Origin of the sequence: Nonomuraea sp. NPDC003560, assembly GCF_042878785.1 — a bacterium.
Lineage (GTDB): Bacteria > Actinomycetota > Actinomycetes > Streptosporangiales > Streptosporangiaceae > Nonomuraea.
Map to the genome: position 1 here is coordinate 112,600 of NZ_JBIAOF010000001.1, position 22,706 is coordinate 135,305.

Consider the following 22,706-nt stretch of genomic DNA (forward strand, 5'->3'; position numbering starts at 1 on the left):
GGTTACTTAGCCCCCTGGAGTGCTCATGCAGTACGACTACGTGATCGTCGGAGCGGGGTCCGCCGGGTGCGTGCTGGCCAACCGGCTGTCGGCGGACCCGTCGGTGTCGGTGGCGCTGGTCGAGGCGGGCGGGCATGACGACAAGCTGGAGATCCGCATGCCCGCCGGCTTCGCCAAGCTGTTCAAGACCGACTACGACTGGAACTTCACGACGGCCAAGCAGGGCGAGATGTCCGGCCGCGAGCTCTACTGGCCGCGGGGCCGGGTGATCGGGGGCTCGTCCTCGCTCAACGCGCAGATGTGGGTGCGCGGCTGCCAGGAGGACTACGACCAGTGGGGGGTGCCCGGCTGGACGTACGAGGAGGTCCTGCCCTACTTCACCAGGGCCGAGCAGCGCGTCGGCAGCAACCACGGCGGCGTCTACGGCACCTCCGGTCCGCTCTACGTCTCCGAGCTGCGCAGCCCCAACGTCACCACGGCGGCCTTCCTGCGGGCCTGCGAGGAGCTGGGCCTGACCCGGCTGGCGGAGCTGAACGGCCGCTCCAACGAGGGCTACTGCCCCACCCCCGTCACCCAGAACCGCGGCCGCAGGTGGAGCGCCGCGGACGCCTACCTGCGCCCGGCCGCCGCCAGGCCGAACCTCACCGTGCTCACCGGCGCGACCGTGGACCGCGTGGTGTTCGAGGGCTCCCGCGCGGTCGGCATCGAGCACAGCGGCGGCACCCTGGTCAGGGCGGCCAGGGAGGTCGTCCTGTCGGCGGGGGCGATCGGCTCGCCGTACCTGCTGATGCGCTCCGGGGTGGGCGCGGCCGATGAGCTGCGCGACGCGGGGGTGCCGGTCGTGCGCGAGCTGCCCGAGGTCGGCAAGAACCTCCAGGACCACCTCGCCTCCGGCGTGTACGTCGAGTGCAAGGAGCCGGTGACGCTGACCAAGGCCGAGTCCCTGGTGAACCTGCTGCGCTACATCGTGCTGCGTTCGGGCATGCTGACCACGAACGTCGGCGAGGCGGTCGCCTTCGTCCGGACCTCGGCCGAGGAGCCCGCCCCCGACATCGAGCTCGTCTTCGCCCCCGGCCCGTTCGTCGACCACGGGCTCACCCCGCCGACCGGCCACGGCCTGACCGTCGGCGTCGTGCTGCTGCAGCCGCAGAGCCGCGGCAGGGTCGGGCTGAGCGGCCGCGACGTGCTGATCGACCCCGGCTATCTGAGCGCGGAGGCCGACGTCAAGCGCCTGGTCGCCGGGCTGAAGACGGCCAAGCAGGTGTTCGCGACGAGCGCGATGAAGCGGTACGCGGGCGGCCCGATGGCGCCCTACTGGGGGCCGGAGAGCGACGAGGAGCTGGCCCGGTGGGTGCGCGAACGCGGCGAGACCCTCTACCACCCCGTCGGCACCTGCCGGATGGGCGCCGACGAGGGGTCGGTCGTGGACCCGTCGCTCCGGGTGCGCGGCCTCGAAGGGCTCAGGGTGGTGGACGTGTCCGTCATGCCGACGCTCAACCGCGGCCACACGCACGCCCCGGCGATCATGATCGGCGAGAAGGGCTCCGAGTTGATCCTGGGAGACCGGTAGCCGCGATGCGGCGGACCTTGACGTAAGTGAGCACTTGCCCAAGGCTTGGACGGTATGACGCTCTCCGCGGATCTGGACATCTCGCAGATACCGTTCTGGGGACTGCCGCAGGCGGACCGCTTGGAGACCTTCCGCCGCCTGCGCCGGCTTGAACGGCCCCTCTTCGTGCCGGAGCAGACCGTGCCGTTCATCGGCGGCGGGCCCGGCTACCACGCCCTCGTGCGCCACGCCGACGTGACCGAGGCCAGCAGGAACGCGGCCGTCTTCAGCAGCGAGCCGTGCTCCAACAGCATCCCGGACATGCCGCGCTGGCTCAGCGTCTACTTCGGTTCGATGATCAACATGGACGACCCGCGCCACGCCCGCCTGCGCAGGATCGTCTCCAGGGCCTTCACCCCGCGCATCCTGGCCAAGATGGAGGAGGACCTGGCCAGGGCCGCCGCCGAGATCGTGGACGAGGCGATCGAGCAGGGGCCGGGCGACTTCGTGGCGCAGGTCGCCGCCCGGCTCCCCGTACGGGTCATCTGCGACATGATGGGGATTCCGCCGAAATTTCATGACCTGGTGTTGCGGCGGACCAACGTCATCCTCGGCAACGCCGACCCCGAGTACACCGGCATCGACCCGAACTTCAGCCGCGTCAACGTCGCCCGCGGCCTGGCCAAGCTGCTGCGCGCCGGCTACTCGCTGAACCGGATGGCCGCCCGCCTCGGCGACGAGCGCCGCAAACGCCCGACCGGCGACCTGGTCAGCCTGCTCGTGGGCGGCGAGGAGCGGCTCAGCCCGCAGGAGCTGGGGTCGTTCTTCATCCTGCTGGTGGTGGCCGGCAGCGAGACCACCCGCAACGCCATCGCCTACGGGCTGAAGCTGTTCACCGACCATCCCGGCCAGCGGGAGCTGCTGCTGGCCGACTTCGACGCGCGCGTCGGCCGGGCGTGCGACGAGATCGTGCGCTACGCGACCCCGGTGATCCAGTTCCGCCGCACGCTGACCCGGGACCACGAGATGAACGGCGTGCCGTACAAGAAGGGCGACAAGGTGCTGCTCTTCTACAACTCGGCCAACCGCGACGAGTCCGTCTTCACCGACCCGGACGTCTTCGACATCACCCGCGACCCCAACCCGCACGTCGGCTTCGGCGGCCCCGGGCCGCACTACTGCCTGGGCGCCCACCTGGCGCGCAGGGAGATGAGCGTGATGTTCCGCGAGCTGTTCACCCGCCTGCCCGGTATCAGGACGGCCGGCGAGCCCGACTTCCTGCTGTCGAACTTCATCAACGGCATCAAGCACCTGCCGTACACGTTCTGACCGCCTCGGCCAGGTCGTCGTCCGCGCCGCGCCAGGCCACGAACCCGTCCGGCCGCACCAGCACGGTCCCGTACGGCCAGCCCTCGACCACGTGCACCGGGACGCCGGGGTCGGGCACCGGCGCGCCGGTGAACACACTGAAATCGGGCCCGACCAGGTCGAGGCTGGACCGTTCGCCGATCCACACGTGCGGCAGCCGCGAGCCGGGCGAGCCGTCGAGGCAGAGCGTCACGTCCTCGGTGGAGGGCAGGCCCTCGACCGCCGAGGCGCCGCCGTAACGGTAACCGACGTGCACGATCGGGGCGTTCACCGCGCCCGCCGCCGCCCTGAGCCGGGCGGCCTCGGGGCCGGAGCCGAAGTGCATCCGCAGGTCCCGCATCCGCAGCCGCGACTGCTCCAGCGCCAGCAGCGCGACCGGCCGCCGCTCGTCGTGGTAGGTGTCCAGCAGTGCGGGCGCCGACCGGCCGGTCAGCACGCGGGCCAGCTTCCAGGCCAGGTTGTGGGCGTCGGCGACCCCCGTGTTCAGCCCGAACGCGCCCGTCGGCGGCACGGCGTGCGCCGCGTCGCCGGCCAGGAAGACCCGCCCTTCGCGGAACCGGTCGGCGACCTGGCCGCGGGCCCGCCAGCCGAGCACGCTGACGATCTCGACCTTCAGCCCGGGGTCGCCGATCGCGGTCCTGAGCAGGTCGGGGCTCGGTTCCTGGGCGGTGTGGAAGACCCATTCGGTCTCGCCGTCGATCGCCATGAGCATGCCCGGCGCGTCGGGAGTGGTGAGCTCGGCGAGCGCGAAGCCGTACCCGTCGGTCAGGTGGCTCAGGTCGGCGTGGAACATGACGTTGTGCAGCTCGGGGCCGAGCGCGCCGGGGCCGGTCACGCCGATGCCGAGCGCCGCCCGTACCCCGCTGCGCACGCCGTCCGCGGCGATCACGTAGCGGGCGCGCAGGGTGCGGGTCCCGTCCGGGCCGGACACGACCGCCGTCACGCCGTCGGCGTCCTGCTCCAGGGAGAGCAGTTCGGTGTCGTACGCGACGTGCGCGCCGCGCTCGCGGGCGGCGTCGAGCAGCACCCGGTCCAGCCGGTTCTGCGGGCATATGCCGCGCAGCCGGGCCGGGCTGTAGGCCGCCGTGTCGAACATCCGCGTCCGGGCGGGCAGACCGGCCGCGATCGCGGCGAGGTCGGCGCCGGCCAGCGTGTCCACGGTGATCTTGCCGAGGGTCGCGTTCGTCATGTCGATGGCCACCTCGTCCACCGCCCGCTCAAGGCCGGCCTCGCGGAGCAGCTCGACCGTCCGCGGGCCGATGCCGGTGGCGCGGGGGTGCGCCCGCGGGCCGGGCTCGCGCTCGACGACCAGGGCGGGCACGCCGTGGCGGGCGAGGAAGACAGCCGCGCTCAGCCCGACGCTGCCGCCGCCGACGATCAGGACGTCGGCGTTTTGTGGGAACACTGTTTCCGTCATGGGCACACTGTAACCACGGGCGTACGATGAAGGCCAGAGGGGGGAGCCGGATGTCACTGGTGTGGAGTCGCGAGCCGTACGCGCCGAAACGTCAGGCCCTGAGCGTCGAGGCGATCGTGCGGGCCGCGATCGCGGTGGCCGACGCCGAGGGCCTCGACGCGGTGTCCATGCGCCGGGTGGCGAGCGAGGTCAAGTCGGGCACCACCTCGCTCTACCGCTACCTGGAGAACCGCGACGAGCTGCTCGACCTCATGGTCGACGCGGTGTGGGGCGAGGGGGAGCCCGGTCCGCTGACCGGAGACTGGCGGGCCGACCTGGCCGGGGTGGCCCGCGACCAGCGCGCGGGCGTGCTGCGCCATCCGTGGCTGGCCGCGCTGATGACGAGCAGGCCGGCGCTCGGGCCCAACTCGCTGCGGCGGGTGGAGCACGCGCTGTCCGCGGCCCGGCCGCTGACCTCCGACATCACCCGGGCCGCCGCCGTGATCGGGGTGATCGGCGACTACGTGCTCGGCGCGGTGGCCAAGGAGCTGGCCGAGCAGGAGGCGCTGCGCCGTACGGGGCTGTCGGAGGAGGAGTGGCGGGCGACGATCGGCCCCTATGTCCGCGAGGTGATGGCCACCGGCGCCTACCCGGAGTTCAACCGGCGGGTGGCCGAGGCCGACGACCTCAGCTTCGCCGACCAGTTCGAGTTCGGGCTGGAGTGCCTCCTTCAGGGGTTCGCGGCGCGAATCCGCTGAGCAGGGCCGCCACGGCCAGCTCGAAGCGCTCCCGGTGGTCCTCGGGCGTGCCGAGGCCGTCGGCGACCGCCCGCGCCAGCACCGGATGGTCCGCCAGGTCAAGGTCGGGCTGCCGCGGGCTGTCCGGTCCCGCCTCGGCCAGCGTGTGCCCGATCACGAACGTCGACACCGCGTTGATGACGTGCAGCGCCTCCTTGGCCGTGAAGCCCGCCCGGGTCAGCGCGGCGGCGGCGCCTTCGACCATGCCCAGGGCTCCCGGCGTGGCCACCGGCCGGATGGCGACCACCGGCATGAGCGCGGGATGCCGCAGCAGCTCGGCCCTGATCGACTCGGCGAACGCCCGCATCCACCCCCGCCAGTCGCCGGAGGGCTCGATCGTGACGCGCGAGAGCACCAGCTCGACCAGCCCGTCGAGGACCGCGTCCTTGTTCGGCACGTAGTAGTAGAGCGTCATCGCCTCCACGCCCAGCTCCTTGCCCAGCTTGCGCATGGACAGCCCGGCCGCGCCCTCGCGGTCGAGGAGTTCGAGGGCCGCCTCCAGCACCCGCTCCCTTGACATCCGCTCTCTCATACACCGTAAGATACTGCTGTCTTACACCGTAAGAGAGAGGGCCGACAGTGATCACCGACTTCTTCGCCGCCGTCAACGAACGCCGCCTCGACGACCTGGGCGACTATCTGACCCCCGACGTCGTCGACCACAACAAGATCATTTTTGGCGAGCCGGACGAGCCCGGCGCCGCCTTCGAGGGCATCCGGATGCAGCTCGACGCGTTCGACCCCTTCCACATCGAGGTCGAGGAGGTCGTCGCCGAGGGGGACAGACTGGTCGCCCGGCTCCGCATGACCGGCACGCACTCCGGCACCCACCCGCGCATGCCCACGCCCACCGGGCGCAGTTTCGACGTCGAGGCGATCTTCCTGGTCACCCTGCGCGAGGGGCGGATCAGCGAGATCCGCGCGGTCAGCGACCGGCTGGGCCTGTTCCTCCAGCTGGGCTGGGACTGGCCGGAGAGCGACTGACCCGCCCGCCCGCCAGGGCCAGCGGCAGCAGCGCGCCCGCCAGCGCCAGCCCGGCCGCCACCAGCAACATCGTGGACACCCCCGACCGGTACGGCGCCGCCAGCACCGCCACGCCCACCGCCGTGCCGACCTGCTTGAGCGTGTTCACCGTCCCGGTGGCCATGCCCACCTGATCCATCGGCGCGGTCAGGCCGACCTGGTTGGCCACCACGTTGCCCGCGCCGAGCCCCAGGCCGCCGAGGAACAGCCCGGCCATGATGGGCGTCCACCGGTCGGCCGCCGGGATCGCCATCACCAGCAGCGCCACGGTGATCAGCGCCGGGCCGGCGGCGATCAGCACGCCCATGGGCCAGCGGTGCAGCACCTGGCCGACCGCGATCGGGCCGATGACCGCGGCCACGCTGAAGGCCAGGAAACGCACCCCGGCCTCGATCGGGCTCGCCTCCAGGGGGCCCTGCACGTACAGGGTGAGGTACGTGAACCCGCCCAGCAGCGCGGCCAGCATGAGCAGCGTCGTGGCCGAGCCGACCGCGAACACCCGGTTCCGGAACAGCCCGAAGTCGATCATCGGGGTCGCCGTCCGCCGCTCGGCGAAGACGAACGCCGCCAGCAGCGCCAGCCCGGCCACCAGCAGCAGCGGCACGTCGTGGATGAGCGCCGGGATGACGGCGAACAGCGCCGCGGCGATCAGCACGACGCCCAGCGGGTCCAGGTGACCCCGGCCGCGCGACTCCGGCACCCGCTGCCGCAGCGCCACCACCACGAACACGCCGATCGGCAGGTTGATCAGGAAGATGGCCCGCCAGCCGAACGTCGCCGTCAGCACGCCGCCCACCACCGGGCCCAGCGTCATCGCCAGGCCGGAGACGGCGCTGAAGATGCCGAGCGCCCGGCCCCGGGCCGGGCCCTCCGGGTAGACCGAGGCGATCAGCGGGGTCGTGGTGCCGTACAGCGCGGACGCGCCCAGGCCCTGGACGCCCCTGGCCACGTCCAGCAGGGCAGCCGTGGGGGCCAGCGCGCAGGCCAGCGAGGCCACCGTGAAGACCGTCACGCCCACGGCCAGCATCCGGCGGCGGCCGTACCTGTCGGCCAGCACCCCGGCGGGCAGCAGGACGGCGGCCAGCGTCAGCGCGTACGCGTCCACCACCCACTGCACCTCGGGCAGGCTCGCCCCCAGGGCGGCGCGGATGTCGGGCAGCGCGATCGTCACGGCGGTCAGGTCCACCACCACGAGCACGATGGTCAGTGAGGCGAGAGCGAGAACCCATCCGCGTCGCATGCCTGCTCCTCACGATGAAAGGCCCCTTGTGCAGTGGTACTCCCGGAAGGAGGCGAATGCTAGGTTTCGCAGTCATGGAGATCAGAACGATCCACGCCAACGGTGTGGAGTTCGCGTATCTGACCGTGGGGGAGGGGCCGCTGGCGTTGTGCCTGCACGGGTTCCCCGACACCGCGCACACCTGGCGGCACCTGATGCCCGAGCTGGCCGGACGCGGCTACCGCGCCGTCGCGCCGTTCAGCCGCGGCTACGCGCCCACCGAGATCCCGGCCGACGGCGCGTACGAGGAGGCCGCCCTGGTCGCCGACGTGCGCGCGTTGCACGAGGAGCTCGGCGGCGACGAGAACGCGGTGATCGTCGGGCACGACTGGGGAGCCTTCCCCGCCTACGCCCTGGCCGGGCGTTTCCGCCGGGCGGTCGCGCTCGGGGTGCCGCCGCCGGGCGCGCAGCTTCCCGGGCTGCTGGCGTACGAGCAGCTCAAGCGGTCGTTCTACATCTTCCTGTTCCAGACCGTGCTGGCCGAGCCGGCCGCCGCAGACCCGGCCTTCCTCGACCGGCTGTGGCGGGACTGGTCGCCCGGCCACGACCCGGCCGAGGACCTGGCGTTCGTCCGGCGCAGCCTGGGCGAGCCCGCCAACATGGCGGCGGCCATCGGGTACTACCGCGCCGCGCTCGGCACCACGCCCCCCTCGGGCCGCTACCCGGACGTCGACCCCGCCACCGCGGGCCCGGTCCTGTACCTGCACGGCGAGCGCGACGGGTGCATGGGCGTGGAGATGGCCAAGGACGCGGCCGGCAGCCTGCCGCCGGGGTCGCGGGTCGAGCTGGTGGCGGACGCGGGCCACTTCCTGCACCTGGAACGGCCCGCGGAGGTCAACCGCCTCATCCTCGACTGGCTCGGCCCCGCCTCCTGACCTCGGCGATCACCGGGTGGCACCTCGGCCGGCGCGGTCCCGCCTGCTGAGTACGGTGATCACCGGGTGGCGTCCTGACAGGCTCACCGGGAGCGCCTGCTCGATCGTGAACCCGCGCGGCGCGCCGCCCGGTGTCCCGCCGGCGCCGGGATCGTCGTGGAGCAGTGCAACGGCCAGACCACCGGGTTCCAGCACCCGCCGCACCTCCCGCCACAACGGGTCCAGGCCGGGCCCGAGCAGGCCGCGCGGCGGCACCTGACGTCCCCAGGGCGGGTTCACCAGCACCCGCCGCACGCTTCCGTCCGCCACGGGGAGCCGTCCGGCGTCGGCGAGCCCCCAGCGGAACGGGCGCGGACCGTCCAGTGGCGGGGCGGCCCGCGCGTTCGCGGCGGCCGCCGCGACGGCGGCCGGGTCGCGGTCGAACCCGACGAACCCGACACCCCCGACGAGCCCGGCGAGCCCGGCGGGCCCGGCGGGCCCGGTGTGGGGCGCGCGCGTGAGCGCGTGGGCCTCGATGAGTGTGGTGCCCGCCCCGCAGCAGGGGTCGAGCACGACGCCGCGGAAGCCCTCCGCGCCCAGCCCGGCGAGCTGGGCCATCGCGGCCGCCAGCGGCGGGTGCAGCGTGCCCGGGATCGAGGCCGTCTTGTACGGCCTGCGGTGCAGCGGCCGGTCACCGGCCCGCCGGGCGATGACCGCCTGGTCGCCCTCGATCGTCACCCGCCACGCCGTCGCCCCCGCGGGTGGCCGGCCGCCGTCCCGCCGGGAGTGGTAGCGCAGGCGCCACGACCGGGCCAGCTCGGTCCCGACGGCGTCCTCGATCTCGTGCCTGGTGTAGTTGCGGCGTCCCACGAACGAGGCCGAGACCTCGACGTCGGGGCCGCCGGGCGGGCCGAGGTCGATCCCGCGGGCCGCCCGCGCCAGCCGGGCGAGCGCGGAGCGGCCGTGGCCGACCCCGTCCACCACGGCCGCGGCCAGCAGGACGTCGTCCGCGGTGCGCAATCCCAGGAGCCCGGCGCCGGGCCGGACCTCGAACCACACCTCCCGATGGCGGACGCCGACGACGACCCCGAGACGGGCACGCCGAATCTCCGCCGCGACCAGGGGCTCGGTGCCACGCACCGCCCTGGCCACCGCCAAGGTGAGCAACTGTTCTTCTCCCACGTAGCGACCCGGGACGGCGGCAGGCCGCCCCGCATCACCGGCGGTGGGTCAGCCCACGGCCCGCCGGCGGATCGCTAGCCGAGGAGGAAGAAGAACGTCATGCGCGGCACCCTACAAAGCCCCGACGGCGCGAGCCACCGGTTTTCGGGCAGCCACGTACGGTGTACGTCGAACCCATTGACGTAAGTGGTCGCTTTCCGAATGATGGCCCTATGACCGTCCTGGACTTCGACCTTTCGGACCGGAACTTCTGGGCCAGGCCCATGAGCGAGCGCGAGGCGGCGTTCGACCGGTTGCGCGCCCGCGAGACGCCGGCCTTCTTCGAGGAGATGGAGATGGCCGTCGCGCCCAAGGGGCCCGGCTACTACGCGCTGGCCAGGCACGCCGACATCCTGGAGGCGAGCCGCAACCCCGAGGTCTTCTGCTCCGGCGACGGCGGCGCGACGAACATCCCCGACATGCCCGCCGAGTTCACCGAGTACTTCGGCTCCATGATCAACATGGACGACCCCCGGCACGCCCGGCTGCGCAGGATCGTCTCCCGCGCGTTCACCCCCAAGATGATCAAACAGTTCGAGTCGGACGTCGAGGCCGCCGCCGTGCGCATCGTGGACGACCTGGTGGCCGCCGGTCCCGGCGGCGACTTCGTCACCGACGTGGCCGCGCGCCTTCCGCTGAAGATCATCTGCGACATGATGGGCATTCCCGAGCGCGACTACCGGTTCGTCTTCGACCGCTCGAACATCATCCTCGGCGGCTTCGACCCCGAGTACACCGGTGGCGACCTCGACCAGCTCGCCACCCGCCTGCTCACCGCCGGGATGGAGCTGCAGCAGCTCGTCCAGGACCTCGCCGCCCACCGCACCGCCAACCCCACCAACGACCTGACGTCCTCGCTGGTCAACGCCAACATCGACGGCGAGCGGCTGACGATGCAGGAGCTGGGGTCGTTCTTCATCCTGCTGGTGGTCGCGGGCAACGAGACGACCAGGAACGCCATCTCCTACGGCCTGCGCCTGCTCACCAAGAACCCCGACCAGCGCGCCCTGTGGCTGGAGGACGTCGAGGGCCGCGCTCCCGGGGCGGTGGAGGAGATCGTCCGGCTGGCCTCGCCGGTGAACTTCATGCGCCGCAAGGTCACCCGCGACCACGAGATGAACGGCCACCTCTACCGCGCCGGCGAGAAGGTGGTGCTGTTCTACTGGGCGGCGAACCGGGACGAGCGGGTGTTCGCCGACCCGTACCGCTTCGACATCACCCGCCACCCCAACCCGCACGTCGGCTTCGGCGGGCCGGGGCCGCACTTCTGCCTCGGCGCCCACCTGGCCCGGCGGGAGATCACGGTGATGTTCCGCGAGCTGCTGCGCCGGGTGCCGCAGATCGAGGGCGGCAGGCCCGACCGCCTGCACTCCTCGTTCATCAACGGGATCAAGCACATGGAGTGCACGTTCTGAGCCGGGCGCGGCGGCGCCCGGGGCTCAGGACTGCGCGCTCAGCTTGAGCTGGTTCATCACGGTACGGATGTCCGGCAGGAGCTGCTTGCCCTCGTCCGGGATCGACACGAACACGATGGCGGGCACGCTGCCGCCGGTGTTGACCGCCATCGTGACGATCGTGGCCTTCTCCGTGCCGGCGGTCATGGCGTAGGCGATGAGCCGGCCGGTGGAGGCGCCCACCTTGATCGGCTGCTGCGCGATCTTCCTGACCTTGTTGCCGTCCGGGTAGAAGTCCTTGCGGGCCTGCAGCACCATGCGCCGGATGACCGGCTCCAGGTCGTCCTCCTGGTACAGGGAGGACAGGTTCGCCGGCAGCGGGCCCGACATGACCTGGGCGTACTTGTCGGGCGCGACCTCCGTGTACTGGCGGGTGTCGTAGCCGAACGTGGACTTGACCGTGGCCCGCTGGTCGAGCTGCCAGCTGCCGCCCAGGCGGGGCAGGGAGACCCCGGCCGCCGCGTCCTCGACCCGGCCGGTCACCGGGGACGCCTTGCCCGGGTACTTGGGCAGGGCGGGGATCGTGGTGGAGCGCTTGCCCGTGCCCGCCTTCGTGGGGCCGGCCGAGGCCGTGGGGGAGGAGGCGGTCTTGCCCTCAGGGGTGTCCTCGCCGGCCAGCGGGCCCGCGAGGAAGGCCCACAGCAGCGCCGCGACCAGGGCGATCACGACCGAGCCGCCGAGCGCGTAGATCCAGATGGGCTTGCCCGGCTCGTCGTCCAGGGAGTCGTGGTCGCCGCCCTGGTACTCGTCGCCGAAGACGTTGTTCCAGAGCTCCTGCTGGCGGTCGGGGGGCGGGGTGCGCGAGCCGCTGATCTGACCGGCCGTCACGAAGCGGCGGTCGGGGTCGGAGGGGTCGCGGTTCAGGTTGGAGCCGGGGCGCGGCTGGTCGGGGTGGCCGTCGCCGGGCATGCCCGGTCCGGCCGGGGGCGCTCCGACGTGGGCCGCCGCGAGCGGGCCCGGGGGCATCGCGGGGTCGCCCACCATGGTGTCGGCCTGCCGGCCGCCGTACATGACGGTGTGCTCGTCGGCCGGGCCGGCGGACGGCGCGCCAGGCCCGCCAGGTCCGCGAGGTCCGCCAGGTCCACCGGGGCCGTCGAGCGGCGACGGCGCGGGCTGGACGGGGGCGTCGAGCGGGCCGGGCGCGCGGCCCAGCGTGACCGTGCGGTCCAGCGGGTCGGCGGCGGACGCCGACGGGGCGGGGGAGGGGGCAGGGGCGGGGCTGTTGGGCCAGGGCGCCGGCGTGGACAGGTTGGACCACGCGCCGGGGGACGGCGTCGGCGGCTGCGACCAGGCGGGCACCGGGTCCTGCGGCTGGGCCGGCTGCTGCTGCTCCGGCCAGGAGACGGGAACCTCCTGGCGGGGGGTCTCGGGCCAGCCCTGCTCCTGCCGGGGCGGGTCGGGCCAGGACGGCCGCGCCGGCTCCGGCCACGACGCGTCGCCGCCCCGCTGCTGCGCGCGGGAGTCGTTGCGAGACGAGTCGTTGCGCGGTGAGTCGTTCCGCGACGAATCGTTGCGCGGGACGTCGGGCCAGGAGGGGTCGGGGCGCGGCGGCTCGGGCCAGGAGGGCGCCTGCGGGGCCTCGGGCCAGGACGGCTGGGCCGGGGCGGCCTCCGGCCACGACATCGGCACGCCGGAGGACTCCTGCCCGCCGGACGGCCAGGAGGAAGGCACGTCGTTGCGGACCTCCGGCCAGGACGGTGGCAGGTGCGACGCTCCGGAGCTCGCGGAATTCTCCGTTGCCATTGCTGCCGGCCCTCCCGAGGTTGTGTCCGGATGTGCCGCTATATCCGGATTTGACGTACCAGGCATGATCTCATGGGATTTTCCAGGAGATACGGCTGGTTTCGCAGCGAAACGAGCGAAGCCGCGCGGATCGGTTGGCGGATCCTGCAGCGGCAGGTCGCCCTCCGGTCGATCTGGCTCAGCTGGGTACACCACGCGACGACAGTATTCTAAAGGGACATATGAGGTCACAACGGATACATCACCATCAGGTCTCGCTGGACCTGAAGGGTCTATTGTGCCTGCGCCGGTCCCCGGAGTATCTGCATTCCGTCGAAGACGTGCGCTAGGCTTGACACATGCGTTCCGCGACCCTGCTTCTTAGCGGGCCGCGACGGCCCTGAGAGGTCTCGCCGTCGCGGCTACCCCTCGTCGTGCACGAGGGGTTTTCTTATGGGTCCGAGTCAAGCCAGAAGGACAGTAGCCGTGAGTGAGTACGACCCGCAGGCGCTGCAGGCCAAGTGGCAGCAGCGATGGGAGGAACAGGAGCCCTACCGGGCGAGCGAGGACGCGGCCGACACCCGGGAGCGGCGCTACATGCTCGACATGTTCCCCTACCCGTCGGGCGACCTCCACATGGGCCACGGCGAGGTGTTCGCCATCGGCGACGTCGTCGCGCGCTACTGGATGCAGCAGGGCTACAACGTCCTGCACCCGATCGGCTGGGACTCCTTCGGCCTGCCCGCCGAGAACGCCGCGATCAAGCGCAACGCCCACCCCGCCGAGTGGACCTACGCCAACATCGAGACGCAGGCCCACTCCTTCCGGCGCTACGGCATCTCCTTCGACTGGTCGCGCCGCCTGCACACCAGCGACCCCGAGTACTACCGCTGGAACCAGTGGCTGTTCAACCGCTTCTTCGAGCGCGGCCTGGCCTACCGCAAGGGCGGCCTGGTCAACTGGTGCCCCAACGACCAGACGGTGCTGGCCAACGAGCAGGTCGTGGCGGGCAAGTGCGAGCGCTGCGGCGCCGACGTCATCCGCCGCGAGCTGACGCAGTGGTACTTCAAGATCACTGACTACGCCCAGCGCCTGCTGGACGACATGGAGCAGCTCGACGGCTGGCCCGAGCGCCTGCTGACCATGCAGCGCAACTGGATCGGCCGCTCCGAGGGCGCCGACGTGCTGTTCGAGATCGAGGGCCGCGACGAGCCGGTCCACGTCTACACCACGCGTCCCGACACCCTGTACGGCGCCACGTTCTTCGTGGTCGCGGTCGACGCCGCGCTGGCCGACGAGATCGTCACCGACGAGCAGCGCCCGGCCTTCGAGGCCTACCGCGCCGAGGTCGCCAAGCTGAGCGACATCGAGCGCCTGTCCACCGACAAGGAGAAGACCGGCGTCTTCCTGGGCCGCCACGCGGTCAACCCGGTCAGCGGCGAGCGCATCCCGGTCTGGGCGGCCGACTACGTGCTGTCTGACTACGGCCACGGCGCGATCATGGCCGTGCCCGCCCACGACCAGCGCGACCTCGACTTCGCCAGGAAGTTCGAGCTGCCGGTCAAGGTCGTCGTCCACACCGGCCTGGCCGACCCCGGCGAGACCGGCGAGGCCACGCCCGGCGAGGGCACGCTGGTCAACTCCGGCCCCCTCGACGGGCTGACCAAGGCCGAGGCCATCGCCAAGATCATCGAGATCCTGGAGGCCGAGGGCCGGGGCACCGGCGCGGTCAACTTCCGGCTGCGCGACTGGCTGCTGTCCCGCCAGCGGTTCTGGGGCACGCCGATCCCGATCATCCACTGTGCCGACTGCGGCGAGGTGCCCGTCCCCGACGAGCAGCTGCCCGTCACGCTGCCCGACCTGCGCGGCGAGGCGCTGGCGCCCAAGGGCGTCTCCCCGCTGGCCAGCGCCACCGAGTGGGTCAACGTCGAGTGCCCCAAGTGCGGCGGTCCGGCCAAGCGCGACACCGACACGATGGACACGTTCGTCGACTCGTCCTGGTACTTCCTGCGTTACACCTCACCCGGCTACACCGACGGGCCGTTCGACCCCGAGCAGGTGCGCAAGTGGGGCCCGATCGACCAGTACGTCGGCGGCATCGAGCACGCCGTCCTCCACCTGCTGTACTCGCGTTTCTTCACCAAGGTCCTGCACGACATGGGCATGGTGAGCTTCACCGAGCCGTTCCTGCGCATGCTGAACCAGGGGCAGGTGATCAACGGCGGCAAGGCGATGTCGAAGTCCCTGGGCAACGGCATCGACCTGGGCCAGCAGATCGACGCGTACGGCGTCGACGCCGTACGCCTGACGATGATCTTCGCCGGTCCGCCGGAGGACGACATCGACTGGGCCGACGTCTCGCCGGCCGCCTCCCAGAAGTTCCTGGCCCGCGTGCTGCGCGTGATGTCGGAGGCGACCGCCGAGCCGGGCGTGTCGTTCGAGGGCGGCGACGCCGAGCTGCGCAAGGTCACCCACCGCACGATCGACGAGGTCACCAAGCTGGTCGAGTCGCAGCGCTTCAACGTCGCGGTGGCCCGCATGATGGAGCTGACCTCGGCCGCCCGCAAGGCCATCGACTCCGGTCCCGGCGCGGCCGACCCGGCGGTGCGCGAGGCCGCCGAGTCGCTGGCCGTCATGCTGTCGCTGGTGGCGCCCTACGTCGCCGAGGAGGGCTGGGAGCGCCTGGGCCGCACCGGTCCGGTCGCCTTCGCCGGCTGGCCCGTCGCCGACCCCGCGCTGCTGGTGCAGGAGTCGGTCACGTGCGTGGTGCAGGTGGCGGGCAAGGTGCGCGACCGGCTGGAGGTCGCCCCCGACATCTCCGAGGACGAGCTGCGGGCCCTGGCCCTGGCCTCCGACAAGGTGTCCGGCTACCTCCAGGGCGCGCCGCGCAAGGTGATCGTGCGCGCGCCCAAGCTGGTCAACATCGTCCCGTAGGCGGCTAGATCCGGCGCAGGGCCGGCAGGAGCTCCTTCTCCGCCCAGTCGAAGAACGGCTCCTGCTGGTCGTGCCCGATCTGCACGAGCGCCACGTGCGTGTACCCGGCGTCGGCGAACTTCCTGACGCCCTGCACGACCGCGTCCAGGTCGTCGCCGCAGGGCACGCTCTGGGCGACGTCCTCGGGGCGCACCGAGCCGGCCGCGGCGGCGAAGTTCACCGGGCCGGGCAGCTCGGCCATGACCTTCCAGCCGCCGACGCCCGACCAGCGCCACAGCCGGTGGGCCCGCTCCTTGGCGGCCTCGGGGTCGGTGTCGTAGGCGATGGGCAGCTGGCCGTAGACCGGTCTGCCCTGGCCGCCCGCGGCGTGGAACTGCTGCACCACCTCGGGCATCGGGTCGTTGATGACCAGCACGTCGCCCAGCTCCGCGGCGAGCTCGGCCGACCGGCCGCCGGAGGCGGCGATGCCGATCGGCACCTGCTCGTCCGGCAGGTCGTAGAGCTTGGCGGAGTCGACGTCGAAGAACTCGCCCTGGTAGGTGACGTACTCGCCGCTGAACAGCTCCTTGATGATCTGCACGGCCTCGGCGAACATCCGGTGCCTGGTGTCCACCGGCGGCCAGCCCTCGCCGACGACGTGCTCGTTGAGGTTCTCGCCGGCGCCCAGGCCCAGGGTGAACCTGCCCTCGCTCAGCACCCCCATCGTGGCCGCCTTCTGCGCCACCACGGCCGGGTGGTAGCGCATGATGGGGCAGGTCACGTACGTCATGAGCGGCAGGTGCTCGGTCACCTGCGCCGCCGCGCCCAGCACCGACCAGCAGTACGGCGAGTGGCCCATCTCCTCGATCCACGGGAAGTAGTGGTCGGAGATGACCGCGTAGTCGAAGCCGACGCGCTCGGCGGTGGCGGCGTAGTCCACCAGTTCGCGGGCCGGGGTCTGCTCGGACATCAAGGTGTAGCCGATTTGTACCATGTGGTCGGGCTACCCAGGTTTGTCCGGATTAGGGTCGGGCGTCCGGAGATCAATCGTCACTGCGCAGCTCCTCGATCACCAGCCCGAGGCCGATGGCCAGCAGCCAGAGGTCCTTGGACAGGCCGATGCCCTGCTGGGTCGGGCGAAGGCTGCCCTCCTCGCGCATGCCCGGCGTCCTGAGGTAGAGCCCGAGCAGGCCCGCCGCGAACGCGGTCAGCCCCGCGCCGGCCAGCAACGACGGCACGAACGGCAGGACGAGCGCGGCCCCGAGGGCGAGCTCGCCCTTCGACAGCAGCCGGGTGAAGGCCACCGGGTCCTGGCCGCGCAGGAACGGGTACGTGCCCGCGGCCATGCCGTGCAGGCCGGCCGCCGTCTGCTCGTCGGCCTTGGTCTTGCCGATCCCGGAGTTGAGGATGATGGCGGCGGCGGCCAGGCGGCCCGGGATCTGGTGTGGGCGGACGAAAAATCGCATGATTCCTCACAGCGTGTGATTTCTGGCGATTGGCTCCTTCCCTGCCGTTCCCCGCACATCCGGGACATCGGACGGTCTTGGCTGTTCGCGGACGGTGGACCGCTGCTCTGAGAGAAAATCTTTAGCTGGTTTGGTGTCTCGCATTAGTGTCTAGCTGTGACATATGGCGCATACCTGAGATATCCACATCTGTCTGGTGACCTGGTCACCTTCGTCGCCGACGACGATGTCTGGCTCGCCCCCGTCGCCGGCGGCCGGGCCTGGCGCTTCACCGCCGACCGCGTGCCGGTCTCCACCCCGCGCTTCTCGCCCGACGGCTCGCGCATCGCGTGGACCAGCGGCAAGGAGGGCGCCCCCGAGGTGTTCGCGGCCGAGCTCGACGGCGCCGAAGGCACCCGGCTGACGCACTGGGGCAACGCCATGACCGGCGTCCGCGGCTGGACCGCGGACGGAGCCGTGCTCGCGGTCAGCTCCACCGGGGAGGCGTCGCGTACCCGGCTGTGGGCGTACGCCGTCCCGCTCGACGGCGGGCCGGCCGAGCGGCTGCCGTACGGCTGGGTCGGCGAGGCGGCCGTCAGCGGCGCGAAGGTGGCCACGGTGTCGCCGGTCTGGCGCGAGCCGTCCCAGTGGAAGCGCTACCGGGGCGGCACGGCGGCCAAGATCTGGGTCGACGCCGACGGCGACGGGGAGTTCGTCCGGCTGTTCGCCGACAGCCCCGCCCAGCACTGGGCGGTGAACTGGGTCGGCGACCGGATCGTCTACCTGTCCGACGCGGACGGCGTGGGGAACCTCTACTCGGCCCTTCCCGACGGGTCCGACGTGCGCCGGCACACCAGCCACGACGAGTTCTACGCCCGTCACGCCACGAGCGACGGCGAGCGGGTGATCTACAGCCACGCGGGCGACCTGTGGCTGCTGGAGAGCCTGGACGCCGAGCCGTACAAGCTGGAGGTGAAGCTCGGCGGCCCGCGGCCGGGACGGGCGCGCCGCCCCGCGCCCACGCGCGTCGGCGCCTTCTCCCCGGACACGACCGGGCGGGCCAGCGCGGTCGAGATCCGCGGCACCGCGCACTGGGTGACCCACCGCGACGGGCCCGCGGGCGCGCTCCGGGTGGAACCCGGCGTGCGGGTACGCCTGCCGCGCGCCCTCGGCGCCGACGGCCGGGCCGTGTGGGTCTCCGACGCCGGCGGCGAGGACGGCCTGGAGATCGGCACCCCCGGCGGCGAGATCAGGAGCCTGGCCGGCGGGCAGCTCGGCAGGGTGCTCGAGCTGACCGCCGCCCCCGACGGCAAGCACGCGGCCGTGGCCACGCACGACGGGCGGCTGCTCGTCGTGGACCTGGAGTCGGGCGACCTGCGCGAGCTCGACCGCACCACCCAGGGCGACATCAGCGGGGTGACCTTCTCGCCGGACTCCGGCTGGCTGGCCTGGGTGCATCCGGACCACGAGCCGCTGTCGCAGATCAAGATGGGCCGCGTGGACGGCACGTCGGTGATCGACGTGACGCCGCTGCGCTTCTCCGACTACGACCCGGTGTTCACCAAGGACGGCAAGCACCTGGCCTTCCTGTCGGTGCGCACGTTCGACCCGGTGTACGACGCGCACGTGTTCGACCTGTCGTTCCCGGCGGGCTGCCGGCCGTACATCGTGCCGCTGCAGGCCGCCACGCCGTCGCCGTTCGACCCCTCGTTGCAGGGACGGGGGTTCAACGGGGAGGACGACAAGCCCGGCAAGGACGACAAGAAGGACGACGCGCCGCCGCGTACCGAGGTGGACCCGGAGGCGCTGGCCTCCCGCGTGGTGCCCGTACCCGTGCCGGCGGGCCGCTACGGCAACCTCAGGACCGCCAAGGACGCGCTGCTCTGGCTCCGCCACCCCCTGACGGGCCAGCTCGGCGACGGCACCGAGCCGGTGAACGAGACCGTGCTCGAACGCTACGACCTCAAGAAGCGCGCCAAGGCCGAGCTCGGCAAGGAGGTGCGGGCCTTCGAGGTCAGCGGCGACGGCACCAGGCTCGTCACCAACGGCAAGAACGGCCTGCAGACGCGGGCGGCCGGCGAGGGCGACGAGGTCGTCACCATCGACCTCGACCGCATCACCGTCCAGATCGACCCGGTCGCCGAATGGCTCCAGGGCTACCGCGAGGCCGGCCGGCTCATGCGCGACCACTTCTGGCGCGAGGACATGGGCGGCCACGACTGGCAGGCCACGCTCGACCGGTACGAGCCGCTGGTCAGCCGCCTCGGCTGCCACTCCGAGCTGATCGACCTGCTGTGGGAGGTGCAGGGCGAGCTCGGCACCTCGCACGCCTACGCCAGGGGCCACGACGGCGTCAACGACCCGCGCCGCCGCCAGGGCCTGCTCGGCGCCGACCTGGCCAAGGACGAGGACGGGACCTGGCGGGTCGAGCGCATCCTGCCGGGCGAGACCTCCGACCACGCGGCCCGCTCGCCGCTGCTCGCGCCCGGCGTCGCGATCCGTCCCGGCGACGCGATCGTGGCGGTGGGCGGGCGTCCGGTCGATCCGGTACGCGGCCCGCTCGCGCTGCTGTCCGGCACCGCCGACCAGCCCGTGGAGCTGACCGTGCGGCCCGCGGCCGGCGGCTCGACGCGCCGGGTCGTCGTCACCCCGCTCGCCGACGACAGCCAGCTGCGCTACCACGACTGGGTGGAGAGCCGGCGGGCCTTCGTCCGCGAGTCGTCCGGTGGGCGGCTCGGTTACCTGCACGTCCCGGACATGGTGGCCTCGGGGTGGGCGCAGTTCCACCGCGACCTGCGTACCGAGATGGCCTTCGAGGGGCTGGTCGTGGACGTGCGCGAGAACGGCGGCGGGCACCTGTCGGAGCTCGTGCTGGAGAAGTTGTCGCGCAAGGTCACCGGCTGGGCGCGGGCCCGCGGCTACGAGCCGATGCGCTATCCCGAGGACTCGCCCCGCGGGCCCATCGTGGCCGTCGCCGACGAGTTCGCCGGGTCCGACGGCGACATCGTCAGCGCCGGGATCAAGAACCGCGGCCTCGGTCCGCTGGTCGGCACCAGGACCTGGGGCGGCGTCATCGGCATCGACTCGCGCTACTCCCTGGTGGACGGGACCGTGGTGACCCAGCCGCGGTACGCGTTCTGGCTGGAGGGGCCGGGCTGGGGCGTGGAGAACTACGGCGTCGATCCCGACGTCGAGGTCGTGATCACGCCGCAGGACCGGGTGGCGGGCCGCGACCCGCAGCTGGCGAAGGCGGTCGAGCTGGCGCTCGCCGCGCTGGAGGAGCGTCCGGCCGCCACCCCGCCGGAATTGCCGCCGCTGAGCTGACCGCCCTGAGGGGCGGCCCGTCGGGGCCGCCCCTCAGGCTGGCGGATCTCGGGGGAACGGCGGTTCGGCCTCGTCGCCTCGAAGAGCGCCGGGCCCCTCCTCAGTTCAGCCTGGTGAGGATCTCCGAGAGCACCGGTTCGGTCGTCGCGAAGTTCAGCCGTACGTAGTCCGCGCCGCCGGGCCCGAACGACGCGCCGTCGTTGAGCCGCACCCGGGCCTCCCGCTCGATGAGCTCGGCCATGCCCGGCTGCCCGGTGTGCAGCCAGGCCAGGTAGGTGGCCTGGGGCATCCGGTACCCGAACCGGTCCGGCAGCCGCTCGGCGAGCAGCCGGCGGTTGCGGTCGAGCAGCGCCCGGGTCCGGTCCAGCCAGGCGTCGCCGTGCCGCCAGGCCGCGACCGTGGCCTCCACCCCGAACAGGTGCGTCGACCCGAAGAGGAACGGCGGCTGCGCCGCCAGGGCCGCGCGGATCCCGGCGTGCCCGATGTGGGCGACCGAGCAGCGGATGCCGCCCAGGTTGAACGCCTTCGTGGCCGAGGTGAGGGTGACCGTGCGCTCGGGGAGGATCGTCGCGAAGGGGATGTGCCGGTGGGGCGCGTAGGTGAGGTCGGCGTGGATCTCGTCGGCCAGCACCAGCAGGTCGTGGCGTTCGGCGTGCTCGGCCAGCCCTTCCAGCTCGGCGCGGGTGAACACGCGGCCCGTCGGGTTCTGCGGGTTGACCAGCAGCAGCACCCGGCAGCCGGACAGGTCGGGCACCTCGAACCGCCACGCGTCGCCGTCCGGTTCGAGCTGGATGGGGACGAGCGGACGTTCCATGACATCGAGGGTCGTCAGGAACGGATGGTAGGCGGGGGTGTGCAGCGCGACGCCGTCCCCCGGCTCGGTCCAGAGGTGCAGCAGCACCTGGAGGGCCTGGTTGATGTCGCTGAACGTGTGGACGTGCGAGGGGTCGGCCGTCCAGCCGTGGCGGACGGCCATGCGCTCGGCGAACGCCTCGGCCAGGGGGCCGGCCTGCGGCTTGTCCAGCCAGGTCGGGTAGCCGAGGTCACCGGCGGCGCGGCGGGTCAGGGCCTCGATCACCTCGGGGGCGGTGGACAGGTCCATGTCGGCGATCCAGGCGGGGATGACACCGGGGGCGGTGATTGCCCATTTGAGACCGTCATGCGTCTCTTTGAGGTCCTTCAACTCTTTGGAGGCGGGGGTCTCTTTTGGGGCATTCGTGTCGGTCACGGGCACAGTCTAGGAGTCTGCGGTGTGGCGGTATGGGGGGCCTGATGCCGGTGCCTGCCGTCTGGTGCCTGCCGTCTGGGGCGCGGGGCTGGGTGCGTTGGGTTCCGGGGCCCGAAGGAACGTCCCGGGAGAAAGGCGAGCGGGTGATGCGACGCCGCCCTCCACGCGAGGCCGGGGTGGAAGGGCCTCGCGTGGAGGGCGGCGTTCGGTGCGTGCGACTTGCGAGGAATCGCCACATGGCGCCGACGACCACAGCCCCCGTGCGAGGGAAGCCGGATCGCGGAGAAACCGAACGGCGGCCGCAGCCTCAGGGAGGAGGGTCGGCCGGCGGAGGACTAGAGGCGGCGGAGGACGGCCACCACCTTGCCCAGCACGCTGGCCTCGTCACCGGGGATGGGCTCGTAGTTCGAGTTGTGAGGCACCAGCCACACGTGCCCGTCCTTGCGCTTGAACGTCTTGACCGTGGCCTCGCCCTCGATCATGGCGGCCACGATGTCACCGCTCTCGGCGACCGGCTGCTGGCGGACGACCACCCAGTCGCCGTCGGCGATGGCGGCCTCGATCATCGAGTCACCGGCCACCTGGAGCAGGAAGAGCGTGCCCTCGCCGACGAGCTGCTTGGGAAGGGCGAAGACGTCCTCCACGCTCTCCTCGGCCAGGATCGGGCCACCGGCGGCGATGCGGCCCACGAGCGGGACGTAGGCGGCGGTCGGCCGGCTCACCGGGGCCTCGTCGTCGGTGGCGTCGGGGTCGACCCACAACACGGGCTCGCCGGGCAGGCGCACCTCCAGGGCGCGCGGCCGGTGCGGGTCGCGGCGCAGGTATCCCTTGCGCTGCAGGGCGGTCAACTGGTGCGACACGCTGGACGTGCTCGTCAGCTGCACGGCCTCGCCGATCTCGCGCATCGAGGGCGGGTAGCCGCGCTGCTGCACCGAATCGCGGATCACTTCGAGGATCTTGCGCTGCCTGGGCGTCAGGCCCAGGGAGTCGCGTCGGCGCACCGCGAGGTCTGTGACCCCGTTAGCGTCTTCCCGCTCGCTCATGCTCTTCCTCCTCGCCTGGCGGCGGCCCGCCTCACCGGCGAACCTCCCGGTCCGTGGTCTTGATGTCGCACACAGCGACCGTATCGCTGT

17 protein-coding genes are annotated in these 22,706 nt (G+C 72.2%); 8 read left to right on the forward strand and 9 right to left on the reverse strand.

Going from position 1 to position 22,706, the window contains the following annotated elements; genetic code table 11:
• The first annotated feature begins 25 nt into the window (after positions 1 to 25).
• Both ACFYUV_RS00590 and ACFYUV_RS00595 read left to right on the forward strand, forming a co-directional pair.
• A complete protein-coding gene (locus ACFYUV_RS00590; RefSeq protein ID WP_387663522.1) occupies positions 26 to 1,570 on the forward strand; it encodes a GMC family oxidoreductase in 1,545 nt (514 codons plus the stop codon).
• A gap of 54 nt (positions 1,571 to 1,624) precedes the next feature.
• Positions 1,625 to 2,878: a cytochrome P450 gene (locus ACFYUV_RS00595; protein ID WP_387663524.1), complete on the forward strand. Its 1,254-nt coding sequence runs from the start codon at positions 1,625 to 1,627 to the stop codon at positions 2,876 to 2,878.
• Here ACFYUV_RS00595 and ACFYUV_RS00600 read toward each other — a convergent pair.
• Entirely contained in the window at positions 2,853 to 4,334 is a 1,482-nt protein-coding gene (locus ACFYUV_RS00600) for an FAD-dependent oxidoreductase (RefSeq protein ID WP_387663526.1), read from the reverse strand. The genes ACFYUV_RS00595 and ACFYUV_RS00600 overlap by 26 nt on opposite strands.
• Before the next feature lie 50 nt (positions 4,335 to 4,384).
• On the opposite strand from ACFYUV_RS00600, the gene ACFYUV_RS00605 reads away from it, so the two are divergent.
• Positions 4,385 to 5,071, forward strand: a complete 687-nt coding sequence (locus tag ACFYUV_RS00605) for a TetR/AcrR family transcriptional regulator C-terminal domain-containing protein (RefSeq protein WP_387663528.1) — start codon at positions 4,385 to 4,387, stop codon at positions 5,069 to 5,071.
• Here the strand turns inward: ACFYUV_RS00605 and ACFYUV_RS00610 are convergent.
• Entirely contained in the window at positions 5,001 to 5,642 is a 642-nt protein-coding gene (locus tag ACFYUV_RS00610) for a TetR/AcrR family transcriptional regulator C-terminal domain-containing protein (protein ID WP_387663530.1), read from the reverse strand. The two genes, ACFYUV_RS00605 and ACFYUV_RS00610, sit on opposite strands and share 71 nt — an antisense overlap.
• A 47-nt stretch (positions 5,643 to 5,689) precedes the next feature.
• Between ACFYUV_RS00610 and ACFYUV_RS00615 the strand changes: the two genes are divergently transcribed.
• Positions 5,690 to 6,094 (forward strand): ester cyclase, encoded by a 405-nt coding sequence (locus tag ACFYUV_RS00615; RefSeq protein ID WP_387663532.1) that lies wholly within the window; start codon positions 5,690 to 5,692, stop codon positions 6,092 to 6,094.
• Here the strand turns inward: ACFYUV_RS00615 and ACFYUV_RS00620 are convergent.
• Complete coding sequence (locus tag ACFYUV_RS00620) at positions 6,036 to 7,373, reverse strand: MFS transporter (protein ID WP_387663534.1); 1,338 nt, start codon at positions 7,371 to 7,373, stop codon at positions 6,036 to 6,038. The two genes, ACFYUV_RS00615 and ACFYUV_RS00620, sit on opposite strands and share 59 nt — an antisense overlap.
• A gap of 74 nt (positions 7,374 to 7,447) precedes the next feature.
• Between ACFYUV_RS00620 and ACFYUV_RS00625 the strand changes: the two genes are divergently transcribed.
• A complete protein-coding gene (locus tag ACFYUV_RS00625) occupies positions 7,448 to 8,287 on the forward strand; it encodes an alpha/beta fold hydrolase (RefSeq protein ID WP_387663536.1) in 840 nt (279 codons plus the stop codon).
• 9 nt (positions 8,288 to 8,296) lie between these two features.
• On the opposite strand, the gene ACFYUV_RS00630 is transcribed toward ACFYUV_RS00625, so the two are convergent.
• A complete protein-coding gene (locus ACFYUV_RS00630; RefSeq protein ID WP_387663538.1) occupies positions 8,297 to 9,433 on the reverse strand; it encodes an RNA methyltransferase in 1,137 nt (378 codons plus the stop codon).
• 227 nt (positions 9,434 to 9,660) lie between these two features.
• On the opposite strand from ACFYUV_RS00630, the gene ACFYUV_RS00635 reads away from it, so the two are divergent.
• Complete coding sequence (locus tag ACFYUV_RS00635) at positions 9,661 to 10,902, forward strand: cytochrome P450 (RefSeq protein ID WP_387663540.1); 1,242 nt, start codon at positions 9,661 to 9,663, stop codon at positions 10,900 to 10,902.
• Positions 10,903 to 10,926: 24 nt separating this feature from the next.
• Here ACFYUV_RS00635 and ACFYUV_RS00640 read toward each other — a convergent pair whose 3' ends face one another.
• Entirely contained in the window at positions 10,927 to 12,612 is a 1,686-nt protein-coding gene (locus tag ACFYUV_RS00640) for a hypothetical protein (protein WP_387663542.1), read from the reverse strand.
• A gap of 504 nt (positions 12,613 to 13,116) precedes the next feature.
• On the opposite strand from ACFYUV_RS00640, the gene leuS reads away from it, so the two are divergent.
• Positions 13,117 to 15,597, forward strand: a complete 2,481-nt coding sequence (leuS, locus tag ACFYUV_RS00645; RefSeq protein WP_387663544.1) for a leucine--tRNA ligase — start codon at positions 13,117 to 13,119, stop codon at positions 15,595 to 15,597.
• Between the two features lie 4 nt (positions 15,598 to 15,601).
• On the opposite strand, the gene ACFYUV_RS00650 is transcribed toward leuS, so the two are convergent.
• Both ACFYUV_RS00650 and ACFYUV_RS00655 read right to left on the reverse strand, forming a co-directional pair.
• The gene (locus tag ACFYUV_RS00650) at positions 15,602 to 16,570 is read right to left on the reverse strand and encodes a TIGR03557 family F420-dependent LLM class oxidoreductase (RefSeq protein WP_387663546.1); all 969 of its coding nucleotides are present in this window, start codon (positions 16,568 to 16,570) and stop codon (positions 15,602 to 15,604) included.
• Between the two features lie 49 nt (positions 16,571 to 16,619).
• A complete protein-coding gene (locus tag ACFYUV_RS00655) occupies positions 16,620 to 17,042 on the reverse strand; it encodes a hypothetical protein (protein ID WP_387663548.1) in 423 nt (140 codons plus the stop codon).
• A gap of 156 nt (positions 17,043 to 17,198) precedes the next feature.
• Between ACFYUV_RS00655 and ACFYUV_RS00660 the strand changes: the two genes are divergently transcribed.
• Positions 17,199 to 20,345, forward strand: coding sequence for a PDZ domain-containing protein (locus ACFYUV_RS00660; RefSeq protein ID WP_387663550.1), 3,147 nt, complete (start codon positions 17,199 to 17,201; stop codon positions 20,343 to 20,345).
• Positions 20,346 to 20,445: 100 nt separating this feature from the next.
• On the opposite strand, the gene ACFYUV_RS00665 is transcribed toward ACFYUV_RS00660, so the two are convergent.
• Complete coding sequence (locus ACFYUV_RS00665) at positions 20,446 to 21,573, reverse strand: MalY/PatB family protein (RefSeq protein WP_387663552.1); 1,128 nt, start codon at positions 21,571 to 21,573, stop codon at positions 20,446 to 20,448.
• A gap of 335 nt (positions 21,574 to 21,908) precedes the next feature.
• Positions 21,909 to 22,616, reverse strand: a complete 708-nt coding sequence (lexA, locus tag ACFYUV_RS00670; protein WP_352357808.1) for a transcriptional repressor LexA — start codon at positions 22,614 to 22,616, stop codon at positions 21,909 to 21,911.
• Positions 22,617 to 22,706 lie beyond the last annotated feature (90 nt).